The 25,271-nt window shown below is 71.2% G+C and carries 25 protein-coding genes and 2 tRNA genes; 18 read left to right on the top strand and 9 right to left on the bottom strand.

Going from position 1 to position 25,271, the window contains the following annotated elements:
• Positions 1-3 precede the first annotated feature (3 nt).
• Positions 4-76, top strand: a tRNA-Arg gene (locus CFK41_RS06820).
• Between the two features lie 34 nt (positions 77-110).
• A complete protein-coding gene (locus tag CFK41_RS06815; RefSeq protein WP_096798974.1) occupies positions 111-380 on the top strand; it encodes a hypothetical protein in 270 nt (89 codons plus the stop codon).
• Here CFK41_RS06815 and CFK41_RS06810 read toward each other — a convergent pair.
• Both CFK41_RS06810 and CFK41_RS06805 read right to left on the bottom strand, forming a co-directional pair.
• Positions 367-942, bottom strand: coding sequence for an OsmC family protein (locus CFK41_RS06810; RefSeq protein WP_096798973.1), 576 nt, complete (start codon positions 940-942; stop codon positions 367-369). The genes CFK41_RS06815 and CFK41_RS06810 overlap by 14 nt on opposite strands.
• Positions 943-1,042: 100 nt before the next feature.
• A complete protein-coding gene (locus tag CFK41_RS06805) occupies positions 1,043-1,627 on the bottom strand; it encodes an acyl-CoA thioesterase (protein ID WP_227873238.1) in 585 nt (194 codons plus the stop codon).
• 91 nt (positions 1,628-1,718) lie between these two features.
• On the opposite strand from CFK41_RS06805, the gene orn reads away from it, so the two are divergent.
• The 3 genes from orn (at position 1,719) to CFK41_RS06790 (ending at position 5,799) form a co-directional block, all read left to right on the top strand.
• A complete protein-coding gene (orn, locus tag CFK41_RS06800; protein WP_096798972.1) occupies positions 1,719-3,623 on the top strand; it encodes an oligoribonuclease in 1,905 nt (634 codons plus the stop codon).
• Positions 3,624-3,754: 131 nt separating this feature from the next.
• Positions 3,755-5,059, top strand: a complete 1,305-nt coding sequence (locus tag CFK41_RS06795) for an MFS transporter (RefSeq protein ID WP_096798971.1) — start codon at positions 3,755-3,757, stop codon at positions 5,057-5,059.
• Complete coding sequence (locus CFK41_RS06790; RefSeq protein ID WP_227873237.1) at positions 5,059-5,799, top strand: M24 family metallopeptidase; 741 nt, start codon at positions 5,059-5,061, stop codon at positions 5,797-5,799. The genes CFK41_RS06795 and CFK41_RS06790 overlap by 1 nt, the downstream gene beginning before the upstream one ends.
• Positions 5,800-5,854: 55 nt before the next feature.
• Here CFK41_RS06790 and CFK41_RS06785 read toward each other — a convergent pair whose 3' ends face one another.
• Positions 5,855-6,202 carry a thiamine-binding protein gene (locus tag CFK41_RS06785; RefSeq protein WP_096798970.1) on the bottom strand — a complete coding sequence of 116 codons (348 nt, stop codon included), beginning with the start codon at positions 6,200-6,202 and terminating at the stop codon, positions 5,855-5,857.
• A 128-nt stretch (positions 6,203-6,330) separates the two neighbouring features.
• Here CFK41_RS06785 and CFK41_RS06780 point away from each other — a divergent pair.
• Positions 6,331-6,403: transfer RNA gene (locus CFK41_RS06780), tRNA-His, on the top strand.
• A gap of 95 nt (positions 6,404-6,498) precedes the next feature.
• Here the strand turns inward: CFK41_RS06780 and CFK41_RS06775 are convergent.
• Positions 6,499-7,509: a hypothetical protein gene (locus CFK41_RS06775; protein WP_096798969.1), complete on the bottom strand. Its 1,011-nt coding sequence runs from the start codon at positions 7,507-7,509 to the stop codon at positions 6,499-6,501.
• A 151-nt stretch (positions 7,510-7,660) separates the two neighbouring features.
• Between CFK41_RS06775 and CFK41_RS06770 the strand changes: the two genes are divergently transcribed.
• On the top strand, positions 7,661-10,183 hold the full coding sequence (locus CFK41_RS06770; protein WP_096798968.1) for a GcvT family protein: 2,523 nt from the start codon (positions 7,661-7,663) through the stop codon (positions 10,181-10,183).
• A gap of 27 nt (positions 10,184-10,210) precedes the next feature.
• Here CFK41_RS06770 and CFK41_RS06765 read toward each other — a convergent pair whose 3' ends face one another.
• Positions 10,211-10,987, bottom strand: coding sequence for an IclR family transcriptional regulator (locus tag CFK41_RS06765; protein WP_227873236.1), 777 nt, complete (start codon positions 10,985-10,987; stop codon positions 10,211-10,213).
• A 96-nt stretch (positions 10,988-11,083) separates the two neighbouring features.
• Between CFK41_RS06765 and CFK41_RS06760 the strand changes: the two genes are divergently transcribed.
• From CFK41_RS06760 to CFK41_RS06740, 5 genes are all read left to right on the top strand, one after another.
• Positions 11,084-12,310 (top strand): glycine cleavage T C-terminal barrel domain-containing protein, encoded by a 1,227-nt coding sequence (locus CFK41_RS06760; RefSeq protein WP_096798966.1) that lies wholly within the window; start codon positions 11,084-11,086, stop codon positions 12,308-12,310.
• 4 nt (positions 12,311-12,314) lie between these two features.
• Entirely contained in the window at positions 12,315-13,130 is an 816-nt protein-coding gene (locus CFK41_RS06755) for a methylenetetrahydrofolate reductase (RefSeq protein WP_096800977.1), read from the top strand.
• Between the two features lie 222 nt (positions 13,131-13,352).
• Positions 13,353-14,192 (top strand): GTP pyrophosphokinase, encoded by an 840-nt coding sequence (locus tag CFK41_RS06750; RefSeq protein WP_096798965.1) that lies wholly within the window; start codon positions 13,353-13,355, stop codon positions 14,190-14,192.
• Positions 14,193-14,272: 80 nt separating this feature from the next.
• Positions 14,273-15,064, top strand: a complete 792-nt coding sequence (locus CFK41_RS06745) for an NAD-dependent epimerase/dehydratase family protein (RefSeq protein ID WP_096798964.1) — start codon at positions 14,273-14,275, stop codon at positions 15,062-15,064.
• Positions 15,061-15,741, top strand: coding sequence for a Pr6Pr family membrane protein (locus tag CFK41_RS06740; protein ID WP_169928796.1), 681 nt, complete (start codon positions 15,061-15,063; stop codon positions 15,739-15,741). Before CFK41_RS06745 ends, CFK41_RS06740 begins: the two co-directional genes overlap by 4 nt.
• Here CFK41_RS06740 and CFK41_RS06735 read toward each other — a convergent pair.
• Positions 15,674-16,516, bottom strand: a complete 843-nt coding sequence (locus tag CFK41_RS06735) for a maleylpyruvate isomerase N-terminal domain-containing protein (protein WP_096798963.1) — start codon at positions 16,514-16,516, stop codon at positions 15,674-15,676. The two genes, CFK41_RS06740 and CFK41_RS06735, sit on opposite strands and share 68 nt — an antisense overlap.
• 143 nt (positions 16,517-16,659) lie before the next feature.
• On the opposite strand from CFK41_RS06735, the gene CFK41_RS06730 reads away from it, so the two are divergent.
• The 5 genes from CFK41_RS06730 (at position 16,660) to CFK41_RS06710 (ending at position 21,435) form a co-directional block, all read left to right on the top strand.
• Complete coding sequence (locus tag CFK41_RS06730) at positions 16,660-16,875, top strand: heavy-metal-associated domain-containing protein (RefSeq protein WP_096798962.1); 216 nt, start codon at positions 16,660-16,662, stop codon at positions 16,873-16,875.
• Between the two features lie 89 nt (positions 16,876-16,964).
• Positions 16,965-19,265, top strand: coding sequence for a heavy metal translocating P-type ATPase (locus tag CFK41_RS06725; protein WP_096798961.1), 2,301 nt, complete (start codon positions 16,965-16,967; stop codon positions 19,263-19,265).
• A 25-nt stretch (positions 19,266-19,290) separates the two neighbouring features.
• Positions 19,291-19,635 (top strand): metal-sensitive transcriptional regulator, encoded by a 345-nt coding sequence (locus CFK41_RS06720; protein WP_096798960.1) that lies wholly within the window; start codon positions 19,291-19,293, stop codon positions 19,633-19,635.
• A gap of 207 nt (positions 19,636-19,842) precedes the next feature.
• Entirely contained in the window at positions 19,843-20,556 is a 714-nt protein-coding gene (locus CFK41_RS06715) for a TetR/AcrR family transcriptional regulator (RefSeq protein WP_096798959.1), read from the top strand.
• 105 nt (positions 20,557-20,661) lie between these two features.
• Complete coding sequence (locus CFK41_RS06710; protein ID WP_096798958.1) at positions 20,662-21,435, top strand: ABC transporter ATP-binding protein; 774 nt, start codon at positions 20,662-20,664, stop codon at positions 21,433-21,435.
• Positions 21,436-21,500: 65 nt separating this feature from the next.
• Here the strand turns inward: CFK41_RS06710 and CFK41_RS06705 are convergent, their stop codons facing one another.
• Both CFK41_RS06705 and CFK41_RS06700 read right to left on the bottom strand, forming a co-directional pair.
• Positions 21,501-22,220 carry an SDR family oxidoreductase gene (locus CFK41_RS06705; RefSeq protein ID WP_096798957.1) on the bottom strand — a complete coding sequence of 240 codons (720 nt, stop codon included), beginning with the start codon at positions 22,218-22,220 and terminating at the stop codon, positions 21,501-21,503.
• A 38-nt stretch (positions 22,221-22,258) separates the two neighbouring features.
• Positions 22,259-23,335 carry an alkene reductase gene (locus CFK41_RS06700; RefSeq protein ID WP_096798956.1) on the bottom strand — a complete coding sequence of 359 codons (1,077 nt, stop codon included), beginning with the start codon at positions 23,333-23,335 and terminating at the stop codon, positions 22,259-22,261.
• A gap of 166 nt (positions 23,336-23,501) precedes the next feature.
• Here CFK41_RS06700 and CFK41_RS06695 point away from each other — a divergent pair, with 166 nt between their 5' ends.
• Positions 23,502-24,116 (top strand): TetR/AcrR family transcriptional regulator, encoded by a 615-nt coding sequence (locus CFK41_RS06695; protein WP_096798955.1) that lies wholly within the window; start codon positions 23,502-23,504, stop codon positions 24,114-24,116.
• Positions 24,117-24,125: 9 nt separating this feature from the next.
• Here CFK41_RS06695 and CFK41_RS06690 read toward each other — a convergent pair whose 3' ends face one another.
• Positions 24,126-25,121, bottom strand: coding sequence for an NADP-dependent oxidoreductase (locus CFK41_RS06690; RefSeq protein ID WP_096798954.1), 996 nt, complete (start codon positions 25,119-25,121; stop codon positions 24,126-24,128).
• Between the last annotated feature and the right edge of the window lie 150 nt (positions 25,122-25,271).

The following is a 25,271-nucleotide window of genomic DNA, read 5'->3' as shown; positions in this document are numbered from 1 at the left end:
TCAGCCTCCATAGCTCAATGGATAGAGCAACGGCCTTCTAATCCGTAGGTTGCAGGTTCGAGTCCTGCTGGGGGCACCGCTCACCCACCACCGATCCAGGAGCCCCGGTCATGCTGCGATTCCTGACGTTCGGCGTGATCGCCCTGCTGCTCCTGCTGCGCCTGGCCCGCACCCGGTTCGGGGCGCGCCTGCTGGGGCTCTCGCTGCGGGTCCTGAACCTCATCTATCTCGTGGCGCTGCTGCTCGCCGCGGTGCTGGCCGTGGTGTTCGAGCAGTGGATCCTGCTCACCGTCGTGGGCATCCTGCTCGTGGTCTCTCTCGTGGAGTGGCTCCGGGCCCGTTCGGTGCAGCAGGCCGGCGAGGCCGTCAGGCGGCGGTGACCTCCACCGTGGTGGTGACGGGGGTCGGGTTCTGGAAGAGGTCGAGCACGGGGCAGTGCGCGTCCACCGCGGCCCGCAGCTCCTCGTAGCGCTCCGCGGTCTCGGGACCGGTGAGGCGCACGGTCAGCCGCACGGACTCGAAGCCGGCGCGCACGGAGTCGTCCTTGCCGAACAGTCGGGCCGCGTCGAGGTCGCCCTCGGCGGTCACGTCGATGTCGTCGACCTGGATGCCGAGCGCGTGGGCGTACAGGCGATAGACGACCACCTGGCAGGAGATCAGCGCGCCGAGAGCCACCTCGACCGGGCTGGCGGCGAGGTCGTCCCCGGCGAGCGCGGCCGGCTCGTCGACCGCGAACTCGTGGCGACCGGCCCGGAGGGCGGAGGCGACGGCGCCCACGCCGCTGCCGTGGACGGTGTACGTCAGATGAGCGGACTCGCGGCGGGCGTCGATCCGCTCGCTCCACGCCGCACCGGCGGCGGTGAGGCGGTCGGCGCGCTCGCCCGCGCTGGCGGCGAGGTCGGCATCGGAGAGGGCGGTGGGCGCGGTGTCGGAGATCGTCATGGGCACAACGTAGGGGCGGCACCGCGCGAGGGGCCATGGTCTCGTCACAGACCGTCATCCACACGGCCGACGGCGATCGGATCCAGCGCGCTGGCGAGCCTCAGCGTTCGCGGGAGTTCTCGCCGAGGCCCCTGCTGTGGGCGGAGGACTCCCGGTTCCACCGCCCCACCCACTCCGGGAGCACCTGATCCTCGGGGGCGTCCCCGGTGAGGGCGAGCACCTCCTGGACGTCGACCGAGCCGCCCGAGGTGCGCAGGAAGCGGGCGCGGACGATCGCATCGGCGATGACCGTGCTCCCGCGCCGGAAGACCTGCTCCATGTAGATCCAGCGCTCGTCGTACCCGATCACGCGCGTGGCCACGTCGAACTTCTGCCCCAGGGTGAGGGACCGGCGGTAGGTGATGGTCTGCCCCGCCACCACCGGATACCAGCCCTGGTCGGTGACCTTCTTCCAGAACCCCGAGCGGAGCATCAGGTCCATCCGCCCCAGATCCATGATCGAGAGGTACCGGCCGTTGTTCATGTGGCGCTGCACGTCGAGGTCCGCGGGGTTCACGCGGAAGCTCGCGTGGGAGGTGTCCCAGATGCTCAGCGGCGACTTCCTCCGCACGCGCAGGAGGAACAGCAGGAGTCGGAAGTACATGTTCACAGCGCGGTCCTCCTGGACGCCTCGTCGGCTCGTCATCGATCCCGAATGACCCGATAGTAACCTTCTGCACCGTCGTGGACTCCCCGGCCGGAGCCGTTCGCGAGCGTGCCCGCGATACTGTTGTCCGGTGACCTCCAGCTCCACACGTGCCATCAACGACCGCATCATCTGGGTCGACTGCGAGATGACAGGCCTCGACAAGAAGCGCGACGCGCTCGTCGAGATCGCCGTCCTCGTGACCGACGCCGATCTGAACATCCTCGGGGACGGTGTCGACGTCGTCATCAAGCCCCCGGCGGAGTCCCTGCAGGGCATGGATCCCTTCGTGGTGAACATGCACACCGTCTCCGGGCTCCTCGAGGAGCTCGACGGCGGCACCACGCTCGAGGACGCCCAGGCCCAGTGCCTCGCCTACGTGCGCCGGTACTGCCCCGAGCCCGGCAAGGCGCCGCTGGCCGGTAACAGCGTGGGCACCGACCGCGTGTTCCTGGACCGCGACGTGCCCGAGTTCGCGCAGTGGCTCTCGTACCGCACCATCGACGTCTCCAGCCTCAAGGAGCTCGCCAAGCGCTGGTTCCCGCGGGTCTACTACAACATCCCCGCCAAGCACGGCGGCCACCGCGCGCTCGCGGACATCCGCGAGTCGATCCAGGAGCTGAAGTACTACCGCGAGGTGCTCCTGGTGGACGAGCCCGGCCCCACCACCTCCCAGGCCCAGGAGGCCTCCCGCAGCTTCGAGCTGCGCGAGGAGCCGGGCGCAGCCGCCGCCCCGGCGCCCGCGCCGCACGTGCCGTGGCTGGATCGCGCCTCGCACCGCGAGTGGCTCGCCGGCGAGGCCGACGAGCTGCTGCAGTTCGGCTCCGAGTCCGTGCGGGAGGACGGCGGCTTCGCCTGGCTCGATGAGGACGGCGAACCCGATCTCTCCCGCCCCTCGGAGCTGTGGATCACCTGCCGGATGACCCACTCCTTCGCGCTGGGCCACCTGCTGGGCCGCCCGGGCCTGGGGCGCCTGGCCGATCACGGCCTGGACTCCCTGCGCGGGGTGTTCCACGACGACGAGCACGGCGGCTGGTTCTCCGCCGTGGCCGACGGCGCCGCGGTGGACGACTCCAAGCAGGCCTACGCGCACGCCTTCGTGGTGCTCGCCGCCGCGAGCGCGACCGCCGCCGGGCGTCCCGGAGCGCGCGAGCTGCTGGACGAGGCTCTCGCCGTGCTGGACGAGAAGTTCTTCGAGGAGTCCGCGGGCATGAGCGTGGACACCTTCGACCTTGCCTTCGAGGAGTGCGAGGAGTACCGCGGGATCAACGCGAACATGCACACCGTCGAGGCGCTGCTCGCCGCGGCGGACGTCACCGGCGAGCGCCGCTGGCTGGACCGCGCCGTCGGCATCGCGACCCGCGCGATCGACGAGTTCGCCCGCTCCAACGACTGGGCGCTGCCCGAGCACTTCGACGTGGACTGGTCCCCGCTGCTGGACTACAACAAGGACCAGCCGGCCCATCCGTTCCGCCCCTATGGTGCGACGATCGGGCACTGGATCGAGTGGTCCCGCCTGGTGCTGCATGCGCGCGCCGCGCTCATCGCGGCCGACGGCGAGGCCCCGGAGTGGATGCTCGAGGCCGCCACCGCGCTGATGGAGAAGTCCGCCGCGGCCTTCGGGGCCGACGGGCAGCCCGGCTGGGTCTACACCGTGGACTGGGACGGCACCCCCGTCTCCAGCGAGCGGATGCACTGGGTCGCGGCCGAGGCGATCGGCGCCGCCGCCGTCATGCACCAGGTGACCGGTGACCGGATCTGGGCCGAGCGCTACGAGCAGTGGTGGGAGTACATCTCCACCTATCTGCTGGACCCCGAGAGCGGCTCGTGGTTCCACGAGCTCGACGCGGACAACGAGGTCCAGGGCGTGACCTGGCCGGGCAAGCCCGACATCTACCACGCCTTCCAGGCCACGCTCATCCCCCGCCTGCCCGTGACGCCCGTGCTCGCCGCGGCCCTGCGGGACGGCCTGCTGGACCACGACCTGCACAGCTGAGCAGACGGCGAGGACCACCTCGAACCGCGGGCCCCGCCCCCCTCCTCCTGGAGGCGGGCGGGGCCCGTTCGTCGTGTCGGGGCCGCATCCACCGCGTCGGCCCCACCGCGATCGCCGCGTACTCTCCTCCTGTGCCCCCTTCCGCTGATTCCCGCGGTTCAGCGTTCCTGGACCTGCGCCCCTTCCGCGCCAGCAGCGCGTTCACGAAGCTGTGGATCGGGTCGACCCTCGCGGGCCTCGGCGGTCAGCTCACGATCGTCACCGTGATGCTGCACGTGTTCGCCCTGACGGGCAGCACCTTCGCCGTCTCCATGGTCGCGGTCGCGGGCCTGGTGCCGATGATCGTCGCGGGACTCTACGGCGGGATGCTCGCCGATGCCTTCGACCGGCGCCGCGTCGCGCTCGCCGCCGCCGTGATCACCCTGCTCTCCACCGCGCTGCTCGCCACGCTGACCTGGGCCGGGCTGGAGACCATCGCCTGGCTGTACCTGCTCAGCGTGATCAACTCGGCCGCGAACTCGGTGGGCATGGCCACGCGCACCGCCATCGTGCCGCGGCTGATCCCCGCGGACCTGCTGGCGGCGGCCTCGGCGCTGAACGGCATCACCATCGGGGTGATGGTGATGGTGGGCCCGGCGCTCGCGGGCGTGCTCGTGGCGGCCACCGGCTACGGGCTCACGTACACGATCGACGTGGTCCTCATGCTGGCGATGTTCCTGGGGCTGTGGAGCCTGCCCGCGCTGCGACCCGAGGGGGAGATCGTGCGCCCCGGCCTCGCCTCGCTGGTGGACGGCTGGCGCTACCTGCGCCGCTCGGCCAATATCCGCACCCAGTACCTGATGGACATCATCGCGATGACCTTCGGCAACCCGCTGACACTCTTCCCGGCGCTGGGCACGGTGCTGCTGGGAGGCGGCGCGATCACCACCGGGGTGCTGACCGCCTCCGTCGCGGCGGGCACCTTCCTCTCGAGCGTCTTCTCCGGGAGGGCGTCCCGGTACCGCTGGCACGGTCGCGGGATCGCGCGGGCCATCCAGGTGTACGGCGCCGCGATCGCGATGTTCGGCGCGGTGCTCCTGGTGAGCACGTTCTTCCCGGGCGCCGACGCGAGCACCCCGCACCTGGCGCTCATCGCGGCGGCATGCCTGGCCCTGGCCGTCTCCGGCGGGGCGGACAACATCTCCTCGATCTACCGCAACACGATGATGCAGGCCGCGGTGCCCGATACGATGCGCGGCAGACTCCAGGGCATCTTCATCGTGGTGGTCGCGGGCGGGCCGCGGGTGGGCGCCCTCTACGCCGGGACCCTCGCCTCGCTCACGGCGCTGTGGTTCCCGCCGCTTCTGGGCGGTCTGGTGGTGATCGTGCTGGTCACCGTGCTCTTGCAACGACTGCCCCGCTTCCGGGAGTACGACGCGCTGGCGCCGGTGGCGTGATGACGTCCCCGAGCTCCGAGCCGATGCCGACCTGTCCGGACAGCGTCGTGCAGGAGCATGCCGCGATGCAGGACATGGCGCGTGCCGCGATGGAGAGCGCCCGGGCATCGCTCCGTCCCGGCCAGTCCCTCCACGAGCTCCGTCGTCTGGGCGAGGACGCCCTGCGAGAGCTGGGGGCGGATTCCTTTTGGTACTGGGGCATCGGCGCCTTCGTCTTCGCCGGCGAGGACACCGTCCTGTCCGTGTCCGGCAGGGAGTACCGCACCCCGGAGCACATCCTGGGCGAGTCCGAGCTGATCACCGTGGATCTCAGCCCCCAGCGCCGCGGCATCTGGGGCGACTTCGCCCGCACCCTCGTGCTCGAGGACGGCGTCCCACTGGCCGATGCGCGCGAGAGCCGCCGCGGGGAGTGGAGCGATGCCGTGGCGGTCGAGCATGCGCTCCACGACGAGCTGCTGCGCATCGCGCAGCCCGACATGACCTTCGAGGCCCTCGCCCACGCCATGAACAGCCGCATCGCCGCGCACGGCTTCGAGAACCTCGACTTCCGCGGCAACCTGGGCCATTCGATCGCGCGCGAGAGCTCTGCACGGATCTACCTCGAGCTCGGGAACCGGGCGCGGCTGGACAGCGTGGAGCTGTTCACCGTCGAACCGCACATCCGACCGCTCGGCGGCCGGTTCGGGGTCAAGCACGAGAACATCTACCGTTTCGTGGACGGGACCCTGTCGGCCCTGTGACCATCCCGGGTTTGAGCGACGGGACCGAGATCTGAACGCGTCGGATCGGCGGGTCTCAGGCCTCCGGGTCGCCGAGCATCTGCTCGACCCGCTGGACCTTCCCGTCCAGCTCGCCCTCGTGACCGGGCCGGATGTCGACCTTCAGCACGAGCGAGACGCGGGAGCCATAGCGCCCGGCCTCCTCCGTCGCGCGGCGCACCACGTCCATCACCTCGCCCCACTCCCCCTCGATCTCGGTGAACATCGAGCTGGTGCGCGTGGGCAGACCGGACTCCCGCACGATCCGCACCGCAGCGGCGACGGCGTCGTGGACGCTCGCGGCGTCGGACCCGTCGGCGAGCTCGCGCACGAGGGTCGGGTCGGAGGGCTCACCGGTGGGCTGGACGGAGAAGGCGACGATCATGTCGCCAGTCTGCGGGAGCCCTGCTGGGCGATGCAATGCGTCTCACACTCCTACAGCGCTCTCACGGGCGAGATCGCTCTGCGGAGACGGTATGCTTGTCTCTCGTTGCGGGTCTCGATCCGCACATGGTGGTCGTAGCTCAGTTGGTAGAGCTCCTGGTTGTGGTCCAGGCGGTCGCGGGTTCAAATCCCGTCGATCACCCCGAGAAGAGGAAGGCCCCGGTGAGTGTTCACCGGGGCCTTCGTCGTCGTGTCCGGGCCCGCCGTCCGACGGATCGCGGGACCCGTCGGCCCGCCTCAGCGGCGGCCGCCGAAGAGCCGCTTCAGCCCGCCCAGCAGACCACCCGGGGCCTCGACCGCCAACGGCTCGGGAGCCGACGGATCACCGTCCAGCACCAGCAGCGCCGCGCGGGGGATGTTCAGCAGCTCGAGCAGCTGGGCGAGCGGATCGCCGTCGACATCGTGCGCGCGGCACAGCTCGCGCAGCCGCTGCTGTCCCGTCACCGGGCCGAAGGCCGCAGCCAGCGCGTCGCAGGCCGCGGAGCGCTCTGCGGTGTCGTCGAACTGCTCCACCCAGACGCTGTTCCAGTGGATCGCCTCCAGGAGGTCGTCGCGATCCTCGAGGACGACGCCCGAGCCGCCGCCGCGGGACAGCTGGAGCACCGGACGGTCCGCGCCCGGCGCACTGTCGAGGTCGAGGGCACCAGGGCCGAGCCCCGGGGCGTCAGGGTCATGCACCGTGAACCAGTCTCCACCGATCTCCGTGAGCACCCACCTTCCACCGTCGCGGGCGAACTCCTCGGCGAGGCCGCGGCGCCGCTCTGCGTCGCCGCGGTCCAGCAGGACATCCCGCTCGGTGAAGTCCCCCAGCTCCGGCAGACCGCTCGCCTCCCCGTGGACGGCCTCGGCGACCTGGGAGAGGGCGAGGTCCTCCTCCTCCGCCGTCGTCTCCCCGAGCAGGTGCTCCTCGAGAGCGAGGCGGAACGGCTCCGCGACCTCGGGCATCCTGAGGGTCGCCGAGATCGCGGCGGGAGCCTCCGCAGGGATGCTCGCGTCGTGGGCGTCCCAGACGAACCTCTGCTCCGTTCCCCCGGCGCGTACGCGCACCACGCGCGGATCTCCGACCTCGCCGAGGACCACCAGGTCCCAGGACTCCGGGAGCGCCGCCTCCTCCTCGACCCGGGCGGCGGTCCACCCGCTCGGCGCGGTCGGACCCACGCTCCACCCCTGGACAGAATCCTCAGGGACGGGAAGAGCGGCGAAGGCGGCGAGGATCTCGTCCTGCGAGGCCTGGGCGATGAGCAGCATGCTGCGATCCTAGAGTGCCCTGCCCCTGCTGGTCGCAGCCGTCCGCAAGGTGCCTACCCACTGGGCCTCCTCAGATCGGCGCCCCGTGCCTCTGGGCACGGCCCGGCTTCACGGCTACCGTGGGAGGGCCACGGGCAGGTCGGAGGACGCCATGGCACAGTTGCCGGACCGCGCAGACATCGTCGTCATCGGAGCGGGGGTGGTGGGAAACGCCGCCGTCGCCCACCTCGCGGAGCACGGGTGGCGCCGCATCGTGCAGATCGACAAGGGTCCTCTGCCGGATCCGGGCGGCTCCACCGGGCACGCCTCGAACTTCGTGTTCCCGGTGGACCACTCCAAGGAGATCACCGACCTCACCGTCGACTCGCTGCGCCAGTACGGGGAGCTCGGGGTGCTCACCCGCTGCGGCGGCATCGAGGGCGCCCGCAGCCCCGAGCGGATGCAGGAGCTCACGCGGCGTCTGACCTCGGCACGCTCCTGGGGCGTGGAGGCGCACCTGCTCTCCCCCGCCGAGATCCAGGAGCTCGTGCCCCACTGCGAGGCCGACTTGTTCCTCGGCGGCTTCTACACCCCGACCGGCGCCATCGTGGACCCGCTGCGCGCCGGCGAGCTGTTCCGCGAGCGCGCGGCGGCCCTCGGAGCGCTGACCACTCTCGAGCAGACCGAGGTGACGGGCATCGAGACCGCCTCGGGCCGGGTGCGGCGCGTGCTCACCGATCGCGGAGACGTGGAGACCGAGCGGGTGCTGATCGCCTGCGGCGTGTGGAGCCCCCAGGTCGCGGCGCTCGCCGGGGCCACGATCCCCCTCACCCCTGCCGTGCACCAGATGATCGACGTTGGCCCGATCCCCGCCCTCGCCGCGACCGAGGAGTGGGTGAGCTTCCCGCTGCTGCGCGACATGGACAACCTGATGTACGAGCGACAGCGCGGCGCGGACCTCGAGATCGGCTCCTACGCGCACCGCCCGCTGCTCCACGATCCCGGGGAGATCCCACCCGTGGGGAACCATCCCGGGCAGGCGAGCCCCACCAGCTTCCCGTTCACCGAGGAGGACTTCACCGCCCAGCTCGCCCACGCCCGCGAGCTCTTCCCCTCCCTGCTCACCGATCCCGAGCCCCCTCGGCGCGCCGCGCTCAACGGCCTGCTCTCCCTGACCCCGGACGGCGGTGCCCTGGTGGGCGAGACCCCGGAGGTGGCCGGGCTGTGGACCGCTGCCGCGGTATGGATCAAGGAGGCCGCCGGAGTGGGGCGCATGGTGGCGGAGCTGCTCACGGACGGCACCAGCGAGATCGACGCCCACGGCTCGGACATCGCGCGGTTCCACCCGGCGCAGCGCACCCGCGAGCACGTGCGGGCCCGCGCCGAAGAGGGCTTCCCCAAGGTGTACGGGATCAGCCACCCGCGCGAGCAGTGGCTCTCGGACCGACCCCTGCGCACCAGTCCCCTGCACTCGCGCTCCGCGGCGCTCGGCGCGGTGTTCCACGAGGCCGCCGGGTGGGAGCGACCCCAGTGGTACGCATCCAACCAGCCGCTGCTGGAGGAGTTCGGAGATCGTCTCGAGGAGCGCACCCACGAATGGGACGCCCGCTGGTGGTCGCCGCTCATCGAGGCGGAGCACCTCGCGATGCGGGAACGGGTCGCGCTCGTGGACCTCGCCGCCTTCGCGTTCCTCGAGGTCACCGGCCCGGGAGCGCTGGCGTTCCTCGAGCACCTGGCGATGGCGCGCATCGATGTGCCCGTGGGCCGAGTGGTCTACACGCCCCTGCTCACCGCAGCGGGGACCTTCCGCAGCGATCTCACGATCGTGCGGCGCGGCGAGCAGGAGTTCCGCGTGATCACGGGCGGCGCCGAGGGCGGACGCGACCTGGCATGGCTGCGACGGCATCTCCCGGCCGACGGGTCGGTGCACCTGACGGACTCGACCTCGGCCCTGACCACCATCGGCGTGTGGGGTCCCCTCGCCGGGGACCTCGTCCAGGCGCTCACCCGGACCGATCTGTCCGCCGACGCCTTCGCCTTCGGCACCGCCGAGGACGCGGTGCTCGCCGGAGTCCCCACCTCGATGCTGCGCATCAGCTATGTGGGCGAGTCCGGGTGGGAGCTGCACACCGCCTCAGAGATCGCCCCGAGGCTGTGGGACCGGCTGTGGGAGGCCGGCACGGAGCTGGGCGCGATCGCGGCCGGGATCGGCGTGTACGGGACGACGGGGCGACTGGAGAAGGGCTACCGGCTGATGGGCGCCGAGCTCACCGGCGAGCACGACCCGGTCGAGGCGGACCTGGCACTGCCGAAGGTCAAGCGCGCCGACTTCATCGGCCGCGACGCCTACCTGTCCGCCCGCGAGCGCGGGCCGGCCGCGATGCTGTGCACCCTCGCCCTGACCGGCGAACCGGCCGAGGCGGGAGCGGCCCGCTGCCCGAGCGGCGGTGAGCCGATCCTCTCTCCGGACGGCGAGGTGCTGGTCGATGCCCGGGGACGATGCTCCTATGTCACCTCCGCCGGCCCGGCACCGTCGGTGGGTCGCTACCTGATGCTCGCGTATCTGCCGATCGAGCAGGCGACGCAGGGCACGTCCGTGCAGGTCGAGCTGCTCGGCGCGCGGCTGGCGGCGGAGGTGCTGTCCGTCGGCCGCACTCCCGCCTTCGATCCGGAGGACTCGCGGATGAAGGGCTGAGCCGACGGCGCGCCGAGCGCCCGGGGCTCACCTCGCTCCGATGACCTCGGGGCGATGTCCGAGGCGCCGGGAGATCTCCGCGGCCGCGGCCTGCACCTCGGACGCGATCTCCGGCAGGCGCACGCGGGAGAGCCGATAGGCGGGACCGGCCACGGACAGCGCCGCGACCACGTCGCCCTCGGCGCCACGGATCTCGGCGGCCACGGCGTTGAGGCCCTCCTCGAACTCCTCCTCGGCGAGCGCCCAGCCCTGCTCCCCCGCCTCGCTCAGCTGCATGCGCAGCACGGCGGGGTCGGTGAGGGTGCGCGGGGTGAAGCGCTCCAGGCTCCCGGCCAGGACGGCCTCGCGCCGCTCCTCGGCCAGGTGCGCCAGGAGGATCTTGCCGCTCGAGGTGGCGTGCAGGACGGTCGCGTCGCCCACCCAGTTGTGCAGGGCCACGGTGCGGTGGCCCTGGGCCTGGTAGACGTTCACGGCCGCGCCCGAGCGGTACACCGCGAGGTTCACCGTCTCCCCGAGCCGCTCGGCGAGCGCATCGCACACCGGGCCGCCCTGGGCGGCGAGGTCGAGGCGGGGCCTGGTCGCCGCGGCGAGGCGGAGGATGCCGATCCCGAGCTGCACGGGGCCGCCCTCGACCGGACGCTCGACGAGATCGTGCTGCACGAGAGCGGCGACCAGACGGGAGGCGGTGGACTGGTGCACGCCCAGCTCCTGGGCGATCCGCCCCACGCCGCAGCGCCCGTCGCGCGCCAGGATCTCGAGCACCTGCGCCGCCCTCTCCACCGACTGCACGCCACCTGTCGCCATCTCACAGCCCTCTCCTTCATGCGCATCACGCATGCCATTGCGTAGAACGCACCCTAATGCCACAGTGGACTACGGACACGATTCCTGGAGGCCACGATGACCGTGAACCCGAATCCCCACGTGCTGCTGTACCCCCGCATCCGCAAGTCCCCGTTCTTCTACGCCTCTCGGCGTCATGGGGTCGCGATGTACAGCGTGTACAACCACACCTACCACCCCCGGCACTACGGCGATCCCGTCGCCGAATACTGGGCGCTGCTGGAGGGCGTCACCCTCTGGGACGTCGGCGTCGAGCGCCAGATCGAGATCTCCGGTCCCGATGCCTTCGACTTCACCAACCTGCTCGTCACCCGCGATCTCTCGAAGTGCAGGGTCGGGCAGTGCAAGTACGTCTTCCTCACCGATCAGCACGGCGGGATCCTCAACGACCCGATCCTGCTGCGCCTCGAGGAGAACCGCTTCTGGCTCTCCCTCGCCGACAGCGACATCCTGCTCTGGGCCCGAGGCGTCGCCACCCACGCCGGGATGGACGTGAGCATCGAGGAGATCGACGTGGGGCCGGTGCAGGTGCAGGGCCCGAAGTCCTATGCCCTCATGCGCGATCTCCTCGGGGACGCCGTGAAGGACATCCGCTACTACTACCTGCACGACTTCACGATCGACGGCATCGACGTGACCGTCTCCCGCACCGGGTACACCGGGGAGATCGGCTATGAGATCTACGTCCACCACGCCTCCCGGGACGCGGAGCGGCTGTGGGAGCTCGTCCTCGCGGCGGGCGAGCCGCACGATCTGCGGGTCATCGGACCCTGCCACATCCGGCGCATCGAGGGCGGCATGCTCGCCCACGGCGCCGACATCACGGTGGACACCAACCCCTTCGAGGTGGGGATGGGCTACGACTGGATGGTGGATCTCGAGCAGGAGGCCGATTTCATCGGGAAGCAGGCCCTGGCCCGCATCAAGGCCGACGGGCCGACGCGCCGCCTGGTGGGCCTCGAGCTCGGAGGGGCTCCCCTGGGGACCTACAACGACGGGTCGATGATCGACGCCTTCCCCGTCCTCCACGACGGCGAGGAGGTGGGCCGGGTGACCTCGGCGTGCTTCTCCCCGCGTCTGGAGCGGAACATCGGCCTCGCCCTGGTGCGCAGCGACCTCTCCGAGATCGGCACCGTCTTCTCCGTCGACGTCGGCGAGCGGCCCGGTGCCTCACTCCCCTCAGGGCAGGACCTCGTCGAGGCGACCGTGGTCCCCAAGCCCTTCATCGACCCGACGAAGGAGCAGCCCAAGAGCGACGTCACCGCCCTCGACGGTGGAGACTGACCTCATGACCTCGCAGACCGGCCCGGCAGCCGCGGAGGGCGCCCCGCAGTTCGAGGTGATCCCGCTGCCGGGCATCGTCGATCAGGTCGCGCAGATGCTTCCGGCAGGATCCCGGGTCACCGTCACCGCCTCCCCCGCCCAGGGACTGGACGCGACGCTCGAGGCCGCGTGCGCGCTCGCCCGGTGCGGGTTCACGGCCATCCCCCATCTCGCCGCCCGCATGCTGCACGACGGCGGCGAGGTCGGGGAGCACCTGGCACGGTTGACGGAGGCCGGGATCGCGGAGGTGTTCGTCATCGCCGGGGACGCCCCGCATCCGGCGGGCAGCCTCCACGGCGCGCTCGACCTGCTGGAGGTGCTCGCCGAGGCGTCCCCCGGCCTGGTGCTCGGTGCGGGCACCCACCCCGAGGGCCACCCCTTCGTGGACGAGGCGGAGTCGCTGCGGCTGCTGCGGGAGAAGGCCCGGTACGTCTCGTACCTGGTGACCCAGATGTGCTTCGAGGCGGAGCCGCTGCTGACCTGGCGGGAGCGTCTGCACGTGGCCGGCATCGGGCTTCCGCTGCGCCCGGGGCTGGCCGCCGGGGTCGGCACGGCGCGCCTGCTGTCGATCGGGCCCCGGATCGGGGTGGGCCGGTCGCTGAGGATGCTCTCGGCAGAGGGCTCGGGCGTGCGCCGTCTGCTCGCACCCGGTCGCTGGGACCCCGCTCCACTGCTCGAGGAGCTGCGCGTCGAAACGAGGACGACGCCGGGGCCGGCCCTGCTGGGACCGCATCTCTACACCTTCAACGATCTGCGGGCCGCTCGGGATGCGCTGCGCTGACCACAGAGGACCGGGCGCAGAGGACTGACCGCAGAGAGCTGAGCGCAGAGCTGAGCGCAGAGCACTGAGTGCTGTACCTCGAGCACTGACCGCCGAGCAGGGGTCATCGGTCACGGCGCCCTCTCCGCGGATCGTCCGCGTCGTCGCCACCGGAGATCCACCACCTCCCCAGGAGGATCTGGCATCGTCGGGGTACCGAACCGCCCGGAAGGAACCCCGCGCATGGACGACGCACCGTCGAGCGACACCGAGACCTCTGCCGAGGTGGGTGCGCTCGTCGCGGCCCGACAGGAGCAGCTGCTGCGCGCCGACGCGGATCCCGAGCAGCTCGCCTCGCGGATGAGGCAGGTGTACGACGAGCTCACCGCCCTGCAGATGCATTACCAGTTCGGCATCGACGAGGTGCAGACGAAGGTGAACATCCTGCGGCGCGAGTTCGAGATGCTCCATGACTACAGCCCCATCGAGCACGTCCGCACCCGGTTGAAGTCCACCGAGTCCCTGATCGAGAAGGCCGTGCGCACCGGCGGCGAGATGACGATCCCCGCGATCCGGGAACGCGTCATGGACATCGCCGGCATCCGGATCACCTGCAGCTTCGTCTCGGACGTGTACTGGATCGCGGACATGCTCAGCCGGCAGCGGGACCTCGAGGTGCTCACGGTCAAGGACTACATCGCCCACCCCAAGGCCAACGGGTACCGGTCCCTGCATCTCATCGTGCAGGTGCCCGTCTATCTCTCCGAGCACGTCGAGATGGTGCCCGTGGAGCTGCAGATCCGCACGATCGCGATGGACTTCTGGGCGAGCACCGAGCACAAGCTGTCCTACAAGTACCGGCGGAACCTCCCGCTGTCGCTGCGGGACGAGCTCGACGACGCGGCCCGGGTCGCCTCCGACCTCGATGCCCGCATGGAACGGCTGAGGGACGAGATCCGGCCGATGCCGCAGAGCCCTCCGTCGACGGAGGCGCCGGCAGAGCGTCCGGAGGAGCGTCCGGAGGACCAGGAGGGCCCGGACCACGCGGAGGACGCACTGAGCCCGGAGCGCCCGCAGGACTGACCGACACCGATCCGGGCCGGTCGCGAGCATTCCGCCTGTTCCGACGTCCCCGTCGGCGCCTCGCGGACCATAATGGCGCCATGACCGACTCGGAACGACGCAGACGTGTACTGATCACCGGGGCCACCGGCGGGGTCGGCTCCCACCTCGCCGCGAGCCTGGCCGAGGGCTACGAGCTGGTCCTCCACGCCCGCAGCGCGGAGGACGCCCCCGAGGGCGCGGAGCTGAAGCTCGCCGAGCTCGGGGAGTACGAGCAGGTGCTCGCCCTGATGGACGGCATCGACACGGTCGTGCACATGGCCGGCGCCGCCTCCCCGGAGTCGAGCTGGGAGCTCGTGCTCGAGGCGAATATCGTGGGCGTGCGCAACGTGCTCGAGGCCGCTCGCGAGGCCGGGGTGCGCCGCGTGGTGCTCGCCTCCTCGAACCACGCGATGGGGATGTACGACCGCCACGAGCAGTGGCCCGTCTACCCCGATCAGCTGCCGCGCGCCGACTCGCTCTACGGGGTCTCGAAGATCTTCGGCGAGTCGCTCAGCCGCTTCTACCACGACGAGCACGGCCTGGACGTCATCAACCTCCGCATCGGCTGGTACTCCGAGGACCCGCTCGCGGCCCAGGAGGACATCCTGCGGGCCATGTGGCTGAGCCCACGGGACTGCACCGCGGTGGTGCGCTGCGCGATCGAGGCGGAGGTGCGCTACGGGCTGTTCTACGCGATCTCCGACAACCCCAACCGCCGCTGGTCGCTCACCAACACCCAGCTCGAGCTCGGCTACCGCCCCCAGGATTCGTGGACGGATCTTCCCGGCGCGAGCGAGGACGTCGTCGAGGGCGGCGCGGACGTGCGGGACGACTGGCCGCACGGCGCATGAGGCACCTCCCGGCCATCGCGCGCCTGACCCTCGCGCTGCTGATCCTCGCCGCGCTGCTGACCACCCTCGTCCAGTCGGCCCACGACGGGCTCGTCGCGCAGAACATCTCGTACTTCACCAACCAGTCCAACCTGCTCCTGGCCGGAGTGCTGGTGGCGGGGGTCGTGATCGGAGGACGTCGACCGTCCTGGTTCGCGGACCTGCGCGGTGCGGCCGCCTTCTACCTCGCGGTGACGGGCATCATCTACGCGCTGCTGGTGGCGCCGCTGGACGAGCTGCTGCGCTGGGACATCGGCTGGACCGGGACCGTTCTTCACCGTCTGGCCCCGCTGGCCGCAGCGGCGGACTGGATGCTCACCGCGCGGCGACGCGCGCCGTCGGTCCGACGGATCCTGTGGTGGCAGGCCTATCCGGTGGTGTTCCTCGCCGGGACCTGGCTGCGCGGCGGGATCACCGGCTGGTATCCCTACGCGTTCCTCGACCCCACCGTGTCCTCCTGGCCCACGGTGCTCGTGACCACCGTGGTGGTGCTGGCGGCCTTCTTCGCGATCGCGAGCGCCGTCCACCTGCTCGAAGGACGGCTCGCCCGTCGAAGGGATTCGCCGCAGATCAGTCGTGACCCTCGGAGAGCAGCGCCCGCAGAGCAGCGAGCGCTGTCGGATCCCCCTCGAGGCTGACCTCCTCGGCGCCCGTGGCCAGCTTCTCGAGAGCCCGCTCACGCCCCCAGGCCCACAGGCCCAGCGCGAGAGCCGATCCGGTGGCGCTCGACCGGGGCAACTGCTCGGCCTCGGCCGCGTCCTCGATCAGTCGGCCGACGGGCACGTCGAACTCTTGGCCGTCGCGCGGGCGGGTCCCGGTCCAGCGGCTGATGCCGAGCCACCGGGCGTCGCCGCCCTCGAGTCGGATCTCGACCAGGGCGATGGGCGTGAGGCTCGCCCACTCGGGGATCCACTCGTAGGCCGCGGGCCACATGACCTGCAGGACGTGGTCCAGCCCTGCGGCGGCGACCTCGGCGTCGATCGCACTGACGGGCACTCCCGCGGTGAGCTCGGCGTCCACGCGGTGGATGGTCGACTCGTGGATCTGCATGCGACGAGTGGCACCCACTCCCTGGACCGCGGAGTACCAGAACCAGGCGGGATCCTCGTCGGCATGGGACTCGAGCTGGGCGATCAGGGCCGCGGTCGCGGCGGTGCGCCGCTCAAGCACGGCCTCGCGGCCGTCCGGACGGGGCTGTTTGGCCTCCTCGATCGCCATCACCTCGTCCTCGGTGGTGGCGCCCGCGGCGAGGATCGCGGTCCAGAACTCATGGACCTCGGCGACGTGCCACAGGAGGTCGTCCGCCGTCCAGTCGGGACAGGTGGGGACCTTTTGCCCGGGATCGGTGGCGGTCAGGACCGAGACCAGCCTCTCGGATTCCTGACGGATGACGGCGGTCGCATCGATGCTCATGCACCCATCGAAGCACCTCGGGTGAGCCACAGCACCCGTTCTGCCGAGGTCGCTCCCCTTGAATTCACATACCCCTTAGGGGTATACATGAGGCAATGGATACCCCAATAGGGTATCGCCACCACGACGAAGGAGCACGCCCCATGGCTACGACCACCACTCAGTTCCAGGTGACCGGCATGACCTGCGGCCACTGCGAGATGTCCGTGCGCGAGGAGGTCGGCGAGATCCCCGGCGTCGAGTCCGTCGAGGTCAGCCACGAGACCGGCCTGCTCAGCGTCTCCGCCGCCCCGGCCGTCCAGGACGCCGCCGTGCTCGCGGCCGTCACCGAGGCGGGCTACTCGGCGGTGCGGGCCTGACGAAGGCCCCGTCGGGTCGCTGACCGGCCCGTTCCCCATCGCACACCTCACCACCACGACCCGTCCCCCACGAGAGAAAGGTCCGCACGATGACCACCTCCCCGTCTCCGCTGCAGCATCCGCCGGGCGCCGACATCGAGCTCGAGATCAGCGGGATGACCTGCGCCTCGTGCGCGAACCGGATCGAGCGGAAGCTGAACAAGCTCGACGGCGTCTCCGCCGCGGTCAACTACGCCACGGAGAAGGCCCGCGTCTCCGCTCCGGCCGGCTACGACCCGCAGGAGCTCATCGCGACGGTCGAGAAGTCGGGGTACGGCGCGACGCTGCCGGCGCCGCGGGAGGCGGCGCCGGAGGCCGACGGGGAGCAGGAGGACCCCGAGATGGTCTCCCTGCGCCAGCGCCTGATCGGCGCCGCGGTGCTCTCCGTGCCGGTCATCCTCCTCTCGATGATCCCCGCCCTGCAGTTCACCAACTGGCAGTGGGCGGTGCTGGCCCTCTCCGCGCCGGTGGTCGTCTGGGCCGCGTGGCCGTTCCACCGTGCCGCGGCGCTGAACCTCCGCCAGGGCGCGGCGACGATGGACACCCTCATCTCGGTGGGCGTCCTCGCGGCCTTCCTCTGGTCGCTGTACGCGCTGTTCCTCGGCAGCGCCGGCCACCCCGGCATGACCCATGAGTTCTCGCTGACCATCGGCCGCACCGACGGCTCGGCGAACATCTACCTCGAGGTCGCCGCGGGCGTGACCCTGTTCCTCCTGCTGGGCCGCTACCTCGAGAAGCGCTCGAAGCGGCAGGCGGGCGCCGCGCTGCGGGCCCTGCTGGACATGGGCGCGAAGGACGTCGCCGTGCTCCGAGGCGGCGTCGAGACGCGCATCCCGATGGGCGATCTCGCCGTGGGCGAGACGTTCGTGGTCCGCCCGGGCGAGAAGATCGCGACCGACGGCGTGATCACCTCGGGGACCTCCGCGGTCGACGCCTCGATGCTCACCGGGGAGTCCGTGCCGGTCGAGGTCGGCGAGGGCGACGCCGTCACCGGCGCGACCGTGAACGTCGGAGGCCGCCTGCTGGTGCGCGCCACCCGCGTGGGCGGCGACACCCAGCTGGCCCGGATGGCGCGGATGGTCGAGGACGCGCAGTCCGGCAAGGCCGAGATCCAGCGGCTGGCCGACAGGGTCTCCGGCATCTTCGTGCCGATCGTCATCGCCCTTGCGGTGATCGTGCTCGGAGCCTGGATCATCGCGGGCTTCCCGCTGGAGACGGCGTTCACCGCGGCCGTCGCGGTGCTGATCATCGCGTGCCCCTGCGCGCTCGGCCTCGCCACCCCCACCGCACTGCTGGTGGGCACCGGGCGCGGCGCCCAGCTGGGCATCCTCCTCAAGGGCCCCGAGGTCCTGGAGAGCACCCGACGGGTCGACACGGTGCTGCTGGACAAGACCGGCACCGTGACCACCGGCAGGATGACGCTCACCGACGTCATCCCCGCCGCGGGCGTGGACCGCGCCGAGCTGCTGCGCGACGCCGGCGCCGTGGAGGACGCCTCCGAGCATCCGATCGCCCAGGCCGTCGCCCGAGCCGCCACCGCCGAGACCGGCGCCCTGCCCGTCGCCGACAGGTTCGAGAACCTGGAGGGGCGCGGAGTGCGGGCCGTGGTCGAGGGGCGCACGGTCCTCGTCGGCCGGCCGTCCCTTCTCGAGGGCCACGATCTGCCCGCCCCGCTCACGGAGGCGATGGAGGCCGCCGGGACCCGCGGCGAGACCGCCGTCCTGGTGGTCCGTGACGGCGCCGCGCACGGCGTGCTGCTCATCGCCGATGCGGTCAAGCCCACCAGCGCCGAGGCGATCGCCCAGCTGAAGGATCTGGGGCTCACCCCGATCCTGCTCACGGGCGATCACCGCGCGGTCGCCGAGCGGATCGCCGCCGAGGTCGGCATCGACGAGGTGATCGCCGAGGTCCTGCCGCAGGGCAAGATCGACGTGGTCACCCGGCTGCAGGCCGAGGGGCGCGTGGTGGCGACGGTCGGCGACGGCGTCAACGACGCCCCGGCACTCGCCCAGGCGGATCTGGGCCTCGCGATGGGCACCGGGACGGACGTGGCGATCGAGGCCGGGGACATCACCCTGGTGCGCGGCGACCTGCGCAGCGCGGCCGACGCGATCCGCCTGTCCCGTCGTACCCTGGGCACCATCAAGGGCAACCTCTTCTGGGCCTTCGCCTACAACACCGCGGCGATCCCGCTGGCGGCGCTGGGGCTGCTGAATCCGATGCTCGCCGGGGCCGCCATGGCCTTCTCGAGCGTGTTCGTGGTGGGCAACAGCCTGCGTCTGCGCACCTTCCGCTCCCGCAGCACCACTCAGCCCGAGACCACCACCGACCAGACCGTTCCGGCGCCCTGACCGCCTCGTTCCCGGGAGGAACACCATGACCACCACCGACCCGACACCGCTCGAGGACACCACGCCGACGGAGGCGTCGCACGAGCACCACCACGGCTACATCTCGGACAAGTCCCGGTACCTCGCACGTCTGAAGCGCATCGAGGGCCAGGCCCGCGGGCTCCACCGCATGGTCGACGAGGAGCAGTACTGCATCGACATCCTCACCCAGGTCAGCGCAATGAAGAGCGCTCTGGACGGGGTGGCGATGGGCCTGCTCGAGGACCACCTCCAGCACTGCGTGGTCGATGCCGCGCGCGCCGGCGGCGAGGAGGCCGAGGAGAAGCTCAAGGAGGCCTCCGCGGCGATCTCACGGCTCGTCCGCTCCTGATCCCCCGCCCGGCTGCGGCGCGCTTCGACGGCGATTCGCCCGAGTGTCCTGCGATCCCCCTGGTGACACCGGCAATCGATGGCTCCCCCAGGTGCCCCGGTGGGGTACTGTGACGAGCAGCGGGACGTGACGCCCACCACATGGCCGGGCTCGCGTCCCCAGGTGGCCGAGCATCACCGGCCACCGGCGCACAGGACGAGGAGAGCCATGTCGGAACGGACCATCGGCCGCGAGCTGCTCGAGGGCGAGCCCGGGCCCGCCCGCTCCCCGGAGGCGGCGCCACCCGAGGCCGCGACCGAACCGGTGCCGCGCGGTCGCCGCGAGGAGATCCTCGACGGCGCGGCGGACATGTTCGCCGAGCACGGCTATCACGGCTCCAGCCTGCGGGACATCAGCCAGCACATCGGGATCTCGCACTCGGGGATGCTGCATCACTTCGACTCGAAGGATGCCCTGCTCGACGGGGTCATCGACCGGCTTGAGGCGCACGCGCAGACTGGGCTCGAGCGCATCCCGCAGCTCCGCTCGGATCGCAACGCGCTGCTGCTGGGACTCGCCGAGCACTGGCACCCGGCCTCGCTGCCGATCCGGCTGCTCGCCACGCTCGACGCGGAGTCCGTCAGCGCCTATCACCACGGCCGCTTCCGCATGGCCCGCCTGCGCAAGGTGCATGAGCACGTCCTCGAGCACTGCTTCACCGGGTTCGCCGAACAGGGCCTGCTGCGCGAGGGAGCGGATCCCGCCTTCGCCGGCCGGTCGCTGCTGGCCGTGGTGCTCAGCCTCGCCGTGCGCGAGAAGACCGTGCGCCCGCTGCAGAGCGAGCCGCATGACGACGCCCCGATGAAGGACATCGCGATGCAGGTCGACGGGTTCTTCCTCGAGCCGCGCCCCGCCGCGGGACCCGCTCGCCGCTCGCGCTGAGCAGCCGGAGCCCTCCCGGCCGGCCCATCCCGGCCGCCCTTGCCGGGGCGGCACAGGTGGACTGGCTAGAGTGCGTCCGGTCCGTTCCCCGCGAGAGAGTTCCCGATGCCAGCTTCGTCCAGCCTCACCCTCAGCTCCCTGCATGCCGGCTACCCGGGCGAGGAGGTGCTGCGCGGGATCGATCTCACCATCGACGCCGGTGCGGCCCCGCTGGGCCTGCTCGGCCCCTCCGGGTCGGGCAAGACCACGCTGCTGGCCACCCTCAGCGGCGAGCACAAGCCCTCGTCAGGGCGCGCCACCTGGAACGGGCGTGAGGTCTCGAAGCTGCGCGGGAAGGACCGCCGGCAGTTCCGCGCGGCCGTCCGCTTCGTCTCCCAGTACGCGATGAACATCTCCGACCCGCGGGAGACGGTCCGCTCCCGACTCGAGCTGGCCGCGAAGGAGGCCCGCAAGGGAGGACGCACCCACGCCGTCTCCCCTGCCGAGCTGCTGGAGAGCGTGGGGCTCGAGGAGCACCTGATGCCGCGCACGATGCGCACCCTCTCCGGAGGGGAGACCCAGCGCGTCGCCCTCGCGACCGCGCTCGCCACGCGCCCGGAGATCCTGGTGCTGGACGAGCCCCTGACCGCCGTGGACCCCAACTCCCGCGCCCGCATCGCCGCGACCCTGGCCGCGACCATCGAGCGGCTCGGCATCGGCACGCTCATCGCCTCGCACGACATCGAGCTGCTGCAGAAGCTGTGCCCGCAGATCGCATTCCTCGGAGAGGGGCGGATCCTCGCCCAGGGCGCTCTCGGCGAGGTGCTCTCCCGCACCGAGCACGAGCAGATCCGCGATCTGGCCGAGGCGAATCCGGTCGCGGTGCAGCGCTACCGCTGAGCAGACGGCGGCGGGCGTCGGCCCGCGGGACAACGAGGTCCCGCAGGCCGGCGCCCGCCGTGCTCTCAGGCCTGCTGCGCGGTCGCCAGCTGCGGGTACACGGCCTCGAGCGGGGCCGAGAGCCCGGCCTTGGCGTGCACGGAGGTCACATCCGCGAGGACTTCGTGCTCCCCCGCCTCGGTCGCGTCGAACACCTGGCCGACTAGTTCGGCGGGGTCGACCTTGTCGTCGGTGACGTGCGCCGCCATCGCGGTGTCGACCCAGCCCACGTGCACGCCGACGACCTGCACGCCGGCCGGCTGCAGCTCCAGGCGCAGCGAGTTCGTCGACGACCACAGGGCGGCTTTGGTGGCCGAGTAGATCCCGGCGACGGCGTACCAGGACAGCGCCGAATGGAGGTTGATGATCGCGGTGCCGCCCTGCTTCGCGGCGAGCAGCGGGGCGAACGCACGGGTCAGGAACAGCGGGCCGAGGAAGTTGGTCTCGACGCTCGCACGGATCTCCTCGTCGCTGTGGGAGAGCAGACCGGCGCTCGGCACGGAGATGCCGGCGTTGTTGATCAGCACCGTCACATCGGACGCAGCCTCGGCCACGGCCTGGATGGAGGCCGGGTCGGTGACGTCGAGTGCGAGGGGCACGATCCGCTCGTCGTCCCACGTGCGCGGGGTGCGGGCCGTGGCGTAGACCTTGGCGGCCCCGCGGGCGAGCGCCTCCCGGACGAAGTGGGTGCCGATGCCGCCGTTCGCACCGGTGACGAGGACGATGGCGCCGTTCAGTGAAGTCATGAGCTCTTCTCTCTCGATCTGGATCTGGTCTGGTGGGGTCAGGCGTGAGCGAGGGTCGGGTAGTCGATATATCCGTTCGCGCCGCCCGTGTAGAGGGTGGCGGGGTCGGCGTCGTTCAGCGGCGCATCGGTGCGCAGTCGCTCGACGACGTCGGGATTGGCGAGGGCGAAGCGGCCCAGCGGCGCCATGTCGGCGAGGCCGGCGTCGATATCGGCGGCGATGGCATCACGGTCGCGTCCGTACCGGACAACGAGCAGCGCGGTGGGCCACATCTCACGGAAGGAGCGCAGCAGCTCGTCGTCGCCGAGGTGGTGGACGTGCAGGTACGCGAGGTTCAGCGGGACCAGCTCGCCCACCAGGTAGCGGTACTGGGCGCGCACGGCGCCGGCGTCGCCCTCTTCGAGCCCGCCGAGCGGGAAGGCCGGGGAGATGCGGATGCCGGTGCGGTCCGCACCGATCTCGTCGGCGACAGCCTGGGCGATCTCGAGGACGAAGCGGGCCCGGTTCTCGATCGAGCCGCCGTACTCGTCGGTGCGCTGGTTCGCGTTCGGTGCCAGGAACTGGTGCAGCAGGTACCCGTTGGCCGCGTGGATCTCCACGCCGTCCGCCCCGGCGGCGATCGCGGAGGCTGCGCTCTGACGGAACTCGTCGATCACGCCCGCGATCTCCTCGGTGGCGAGCTCACGGGGCACCGGGGTCTTCTCGACGCCGCGAGGGGTGTGGATGTCCTGCTCGGCGGAGATCGCCGACGGCCCGACGGGCTGTCGGTGATGCGGGGTGTTGTCCGGATGGGAGATCCGGCCGGCGTGCATCAGCTGGATGAACAGGTGCCCGCCGTCCTCGTGGACGGCGTCGGCGACCTCGCGCCATCCCTCGATCTGCTCGGATGTGTGGATCCCGGGGGTGGCGAAGTACCCCTGGCCGTCCTCAGACGGCTGCGTCCCCTCGCTGATGAGCAGGCCGAGCGAGGCGCGCTGACGGTAGTAGGTCGCGGTGTGCTCCCCGGGGGTGCCGTCGGGGTTCGCCCGGTTGCGGGTCATGGGCGACAGGGCGAGGCGGTGCGGGAGGTCGAGACGGCCCACGGTGAGCGGCTGCCAGAGGGAAGCGGTGGTCATGACTGAGTGGACTCCTTGACGTCGGGCGGGTCGTCACTGCGACCGGTGCCGGGCCGGGCGGCCAGGCACTTAGGTGGGAGGATGAGCATCGGCACCTCCGAGTCCACACAACAGTGACTACACTCAGAACTGAGGTGACTCGGCGTTTATTCCAGGAGGAGAGACGATGTCAGGGGTGACCCCGCCGCTCGGTCGTCGCGAGCGCAACAAGCAGGCCAAGCTCGAGCGCATCACCGCGGCCGCGAGCGAGCTGTTCTCCCAGTACGGCGTCGACGACGTCACCACCCAGCAGATCGCGGACGCGGCGGACATCGGCACCGGCACGCTGTTCCTCTACGCGCGGACCAAGGGCGAGCTGCTTCTCCTCGTGCAGAACACCCACTACGCCGTGGCGCTCGAGCGCGGGCAGGCGGCGGCCGCGGCGACCACCACGCCACTGGACGGCGTCATGGCGCTGCTCACCCCCGTCGTGCACTGCAGCCGGGTCCAGGTCGACAACGGCCGCACCTATCTGCGGGAGATGGTCTTCGGCGATCCCTCTGAGCCCCACCACGCCGAGGCACTGGCCATCGTCGAGCGGACCGAGGAGGCCACCGCCGCCCTCCTGGCCGGAGCCGCGGCGATCTCGGCCGACGAGGCGGCGACGCTGGCCCACGTGGTCTCGGCCATCCTGCTCCTGGAGCTTGGCGCGAGCTACAACGCCGCAGCGAGCATCGAGGAGCTCGTGACGAGCATCCGGACGCAGGTCGCCGCGATCCTGCCAGCCGGCCAGGTCGCCTGAGCCGACGACTCAGGGGACGGTGATCACCGTCTTCCCTCGCGATCCGCCGCGCGCCATCGAGGCGAGGGCCTGCGGGGTCTCGTCGAAGGAGAACGTCCGGCCGATGACGGGCCGCAGGGTGCCGTCGTCGACGAGGCCGGCGATCGTGCGGAGCTGCTCGCCGCTGGCTTCCATGAGCAGGAACTCGTAGGAGACGCCGAGCTTCTTAGCCCGGCGACGGATCTTCGCGCTGAGGGCGGCGATGACCAGCCGGAGGACGGGGTTCAGCCCGGCCCTCCTCGCGAAGGCGGGGTCGGGCGGACCAGCGATGCCGATCGCCCGTCCGCCCGGGCGCAGGACGCGGAGGGACTTCTCGAGACTCTCCCCGCCGAGGCTGTCGAGCACCAGGTCGTATCCGGAGAGCTCCTGCTCGAAGTCCTGGGTGCGGTAGTCGATGACGACGTCGGCCCCGAGCTCGCGCACGAAGTCGGCGTTCTTCCCGGAGGCGGTCGTGGCGACCTGCGCGCCGAGGTGCTTGGCGAGCTGGATCATCATCGAGCCAGCGGCGCCGGCGCCGGCGTGAATGAGGACCTTCTGGGCCGGCTGGACGTCGCCGCGGACCACGAGCACCTGCCAGGCGGTGAGCGCCACCAGGGGCAGGGACGCGGCGTCGGCGAGGCTGATCGAGACGGGAGCGAGGGCGACGTCCGCCTGGTCCACGGCGATGCGCTCCGCGAAGGTGCCGATCCGGTGATCACGCGGCCGGGCGAACACCCGGTCGCCGGGAGCGAAGCCCTGCACCTGCTCCCCCACCCTCAGCACCGTGCCCGCGAGATCATGCCCGAGCACCAGCGGCATGCGGTACGGGAGGATCGCCGTGAACTCGCCCTCCCGGAGCTTCTCGTCGAGCTGGTTCACCGCGGTCGCGGCAACCCCGATGAGGACGTCCTGCGGGCCGACGACCGGCTCGGGCACGTCGACCTCATGCAGGGACTGCTTGTGGGCATCGATGGCGAATGCTCGCATGATCCGGTTCTCCTCCAGAGGTCGGACTCCGGGCGTCGCCGTGCGCGGCACCCCGGCGCCGTTCGCGACCAAGGGCACCCCTGACGCACATTACAGAGCCACCTCAATTCTGAGTATACTCAGAACGGCTGTCAAGAGACTATGACTCCA

Origin of the sequence: Brachybacterium ginsengisoli (assembly GCF_002407065.1) — a bacterium.
Lineage (GTDB): Bacteria > Actinomycetota > Actinomycetes > Actinomycetales > Dermabacteraceae > Brachybacterium > Brachybacterium ginsengisoli.
This window is presented reverse-complemented; position numbering and strand designations above follow the sequence as displayed.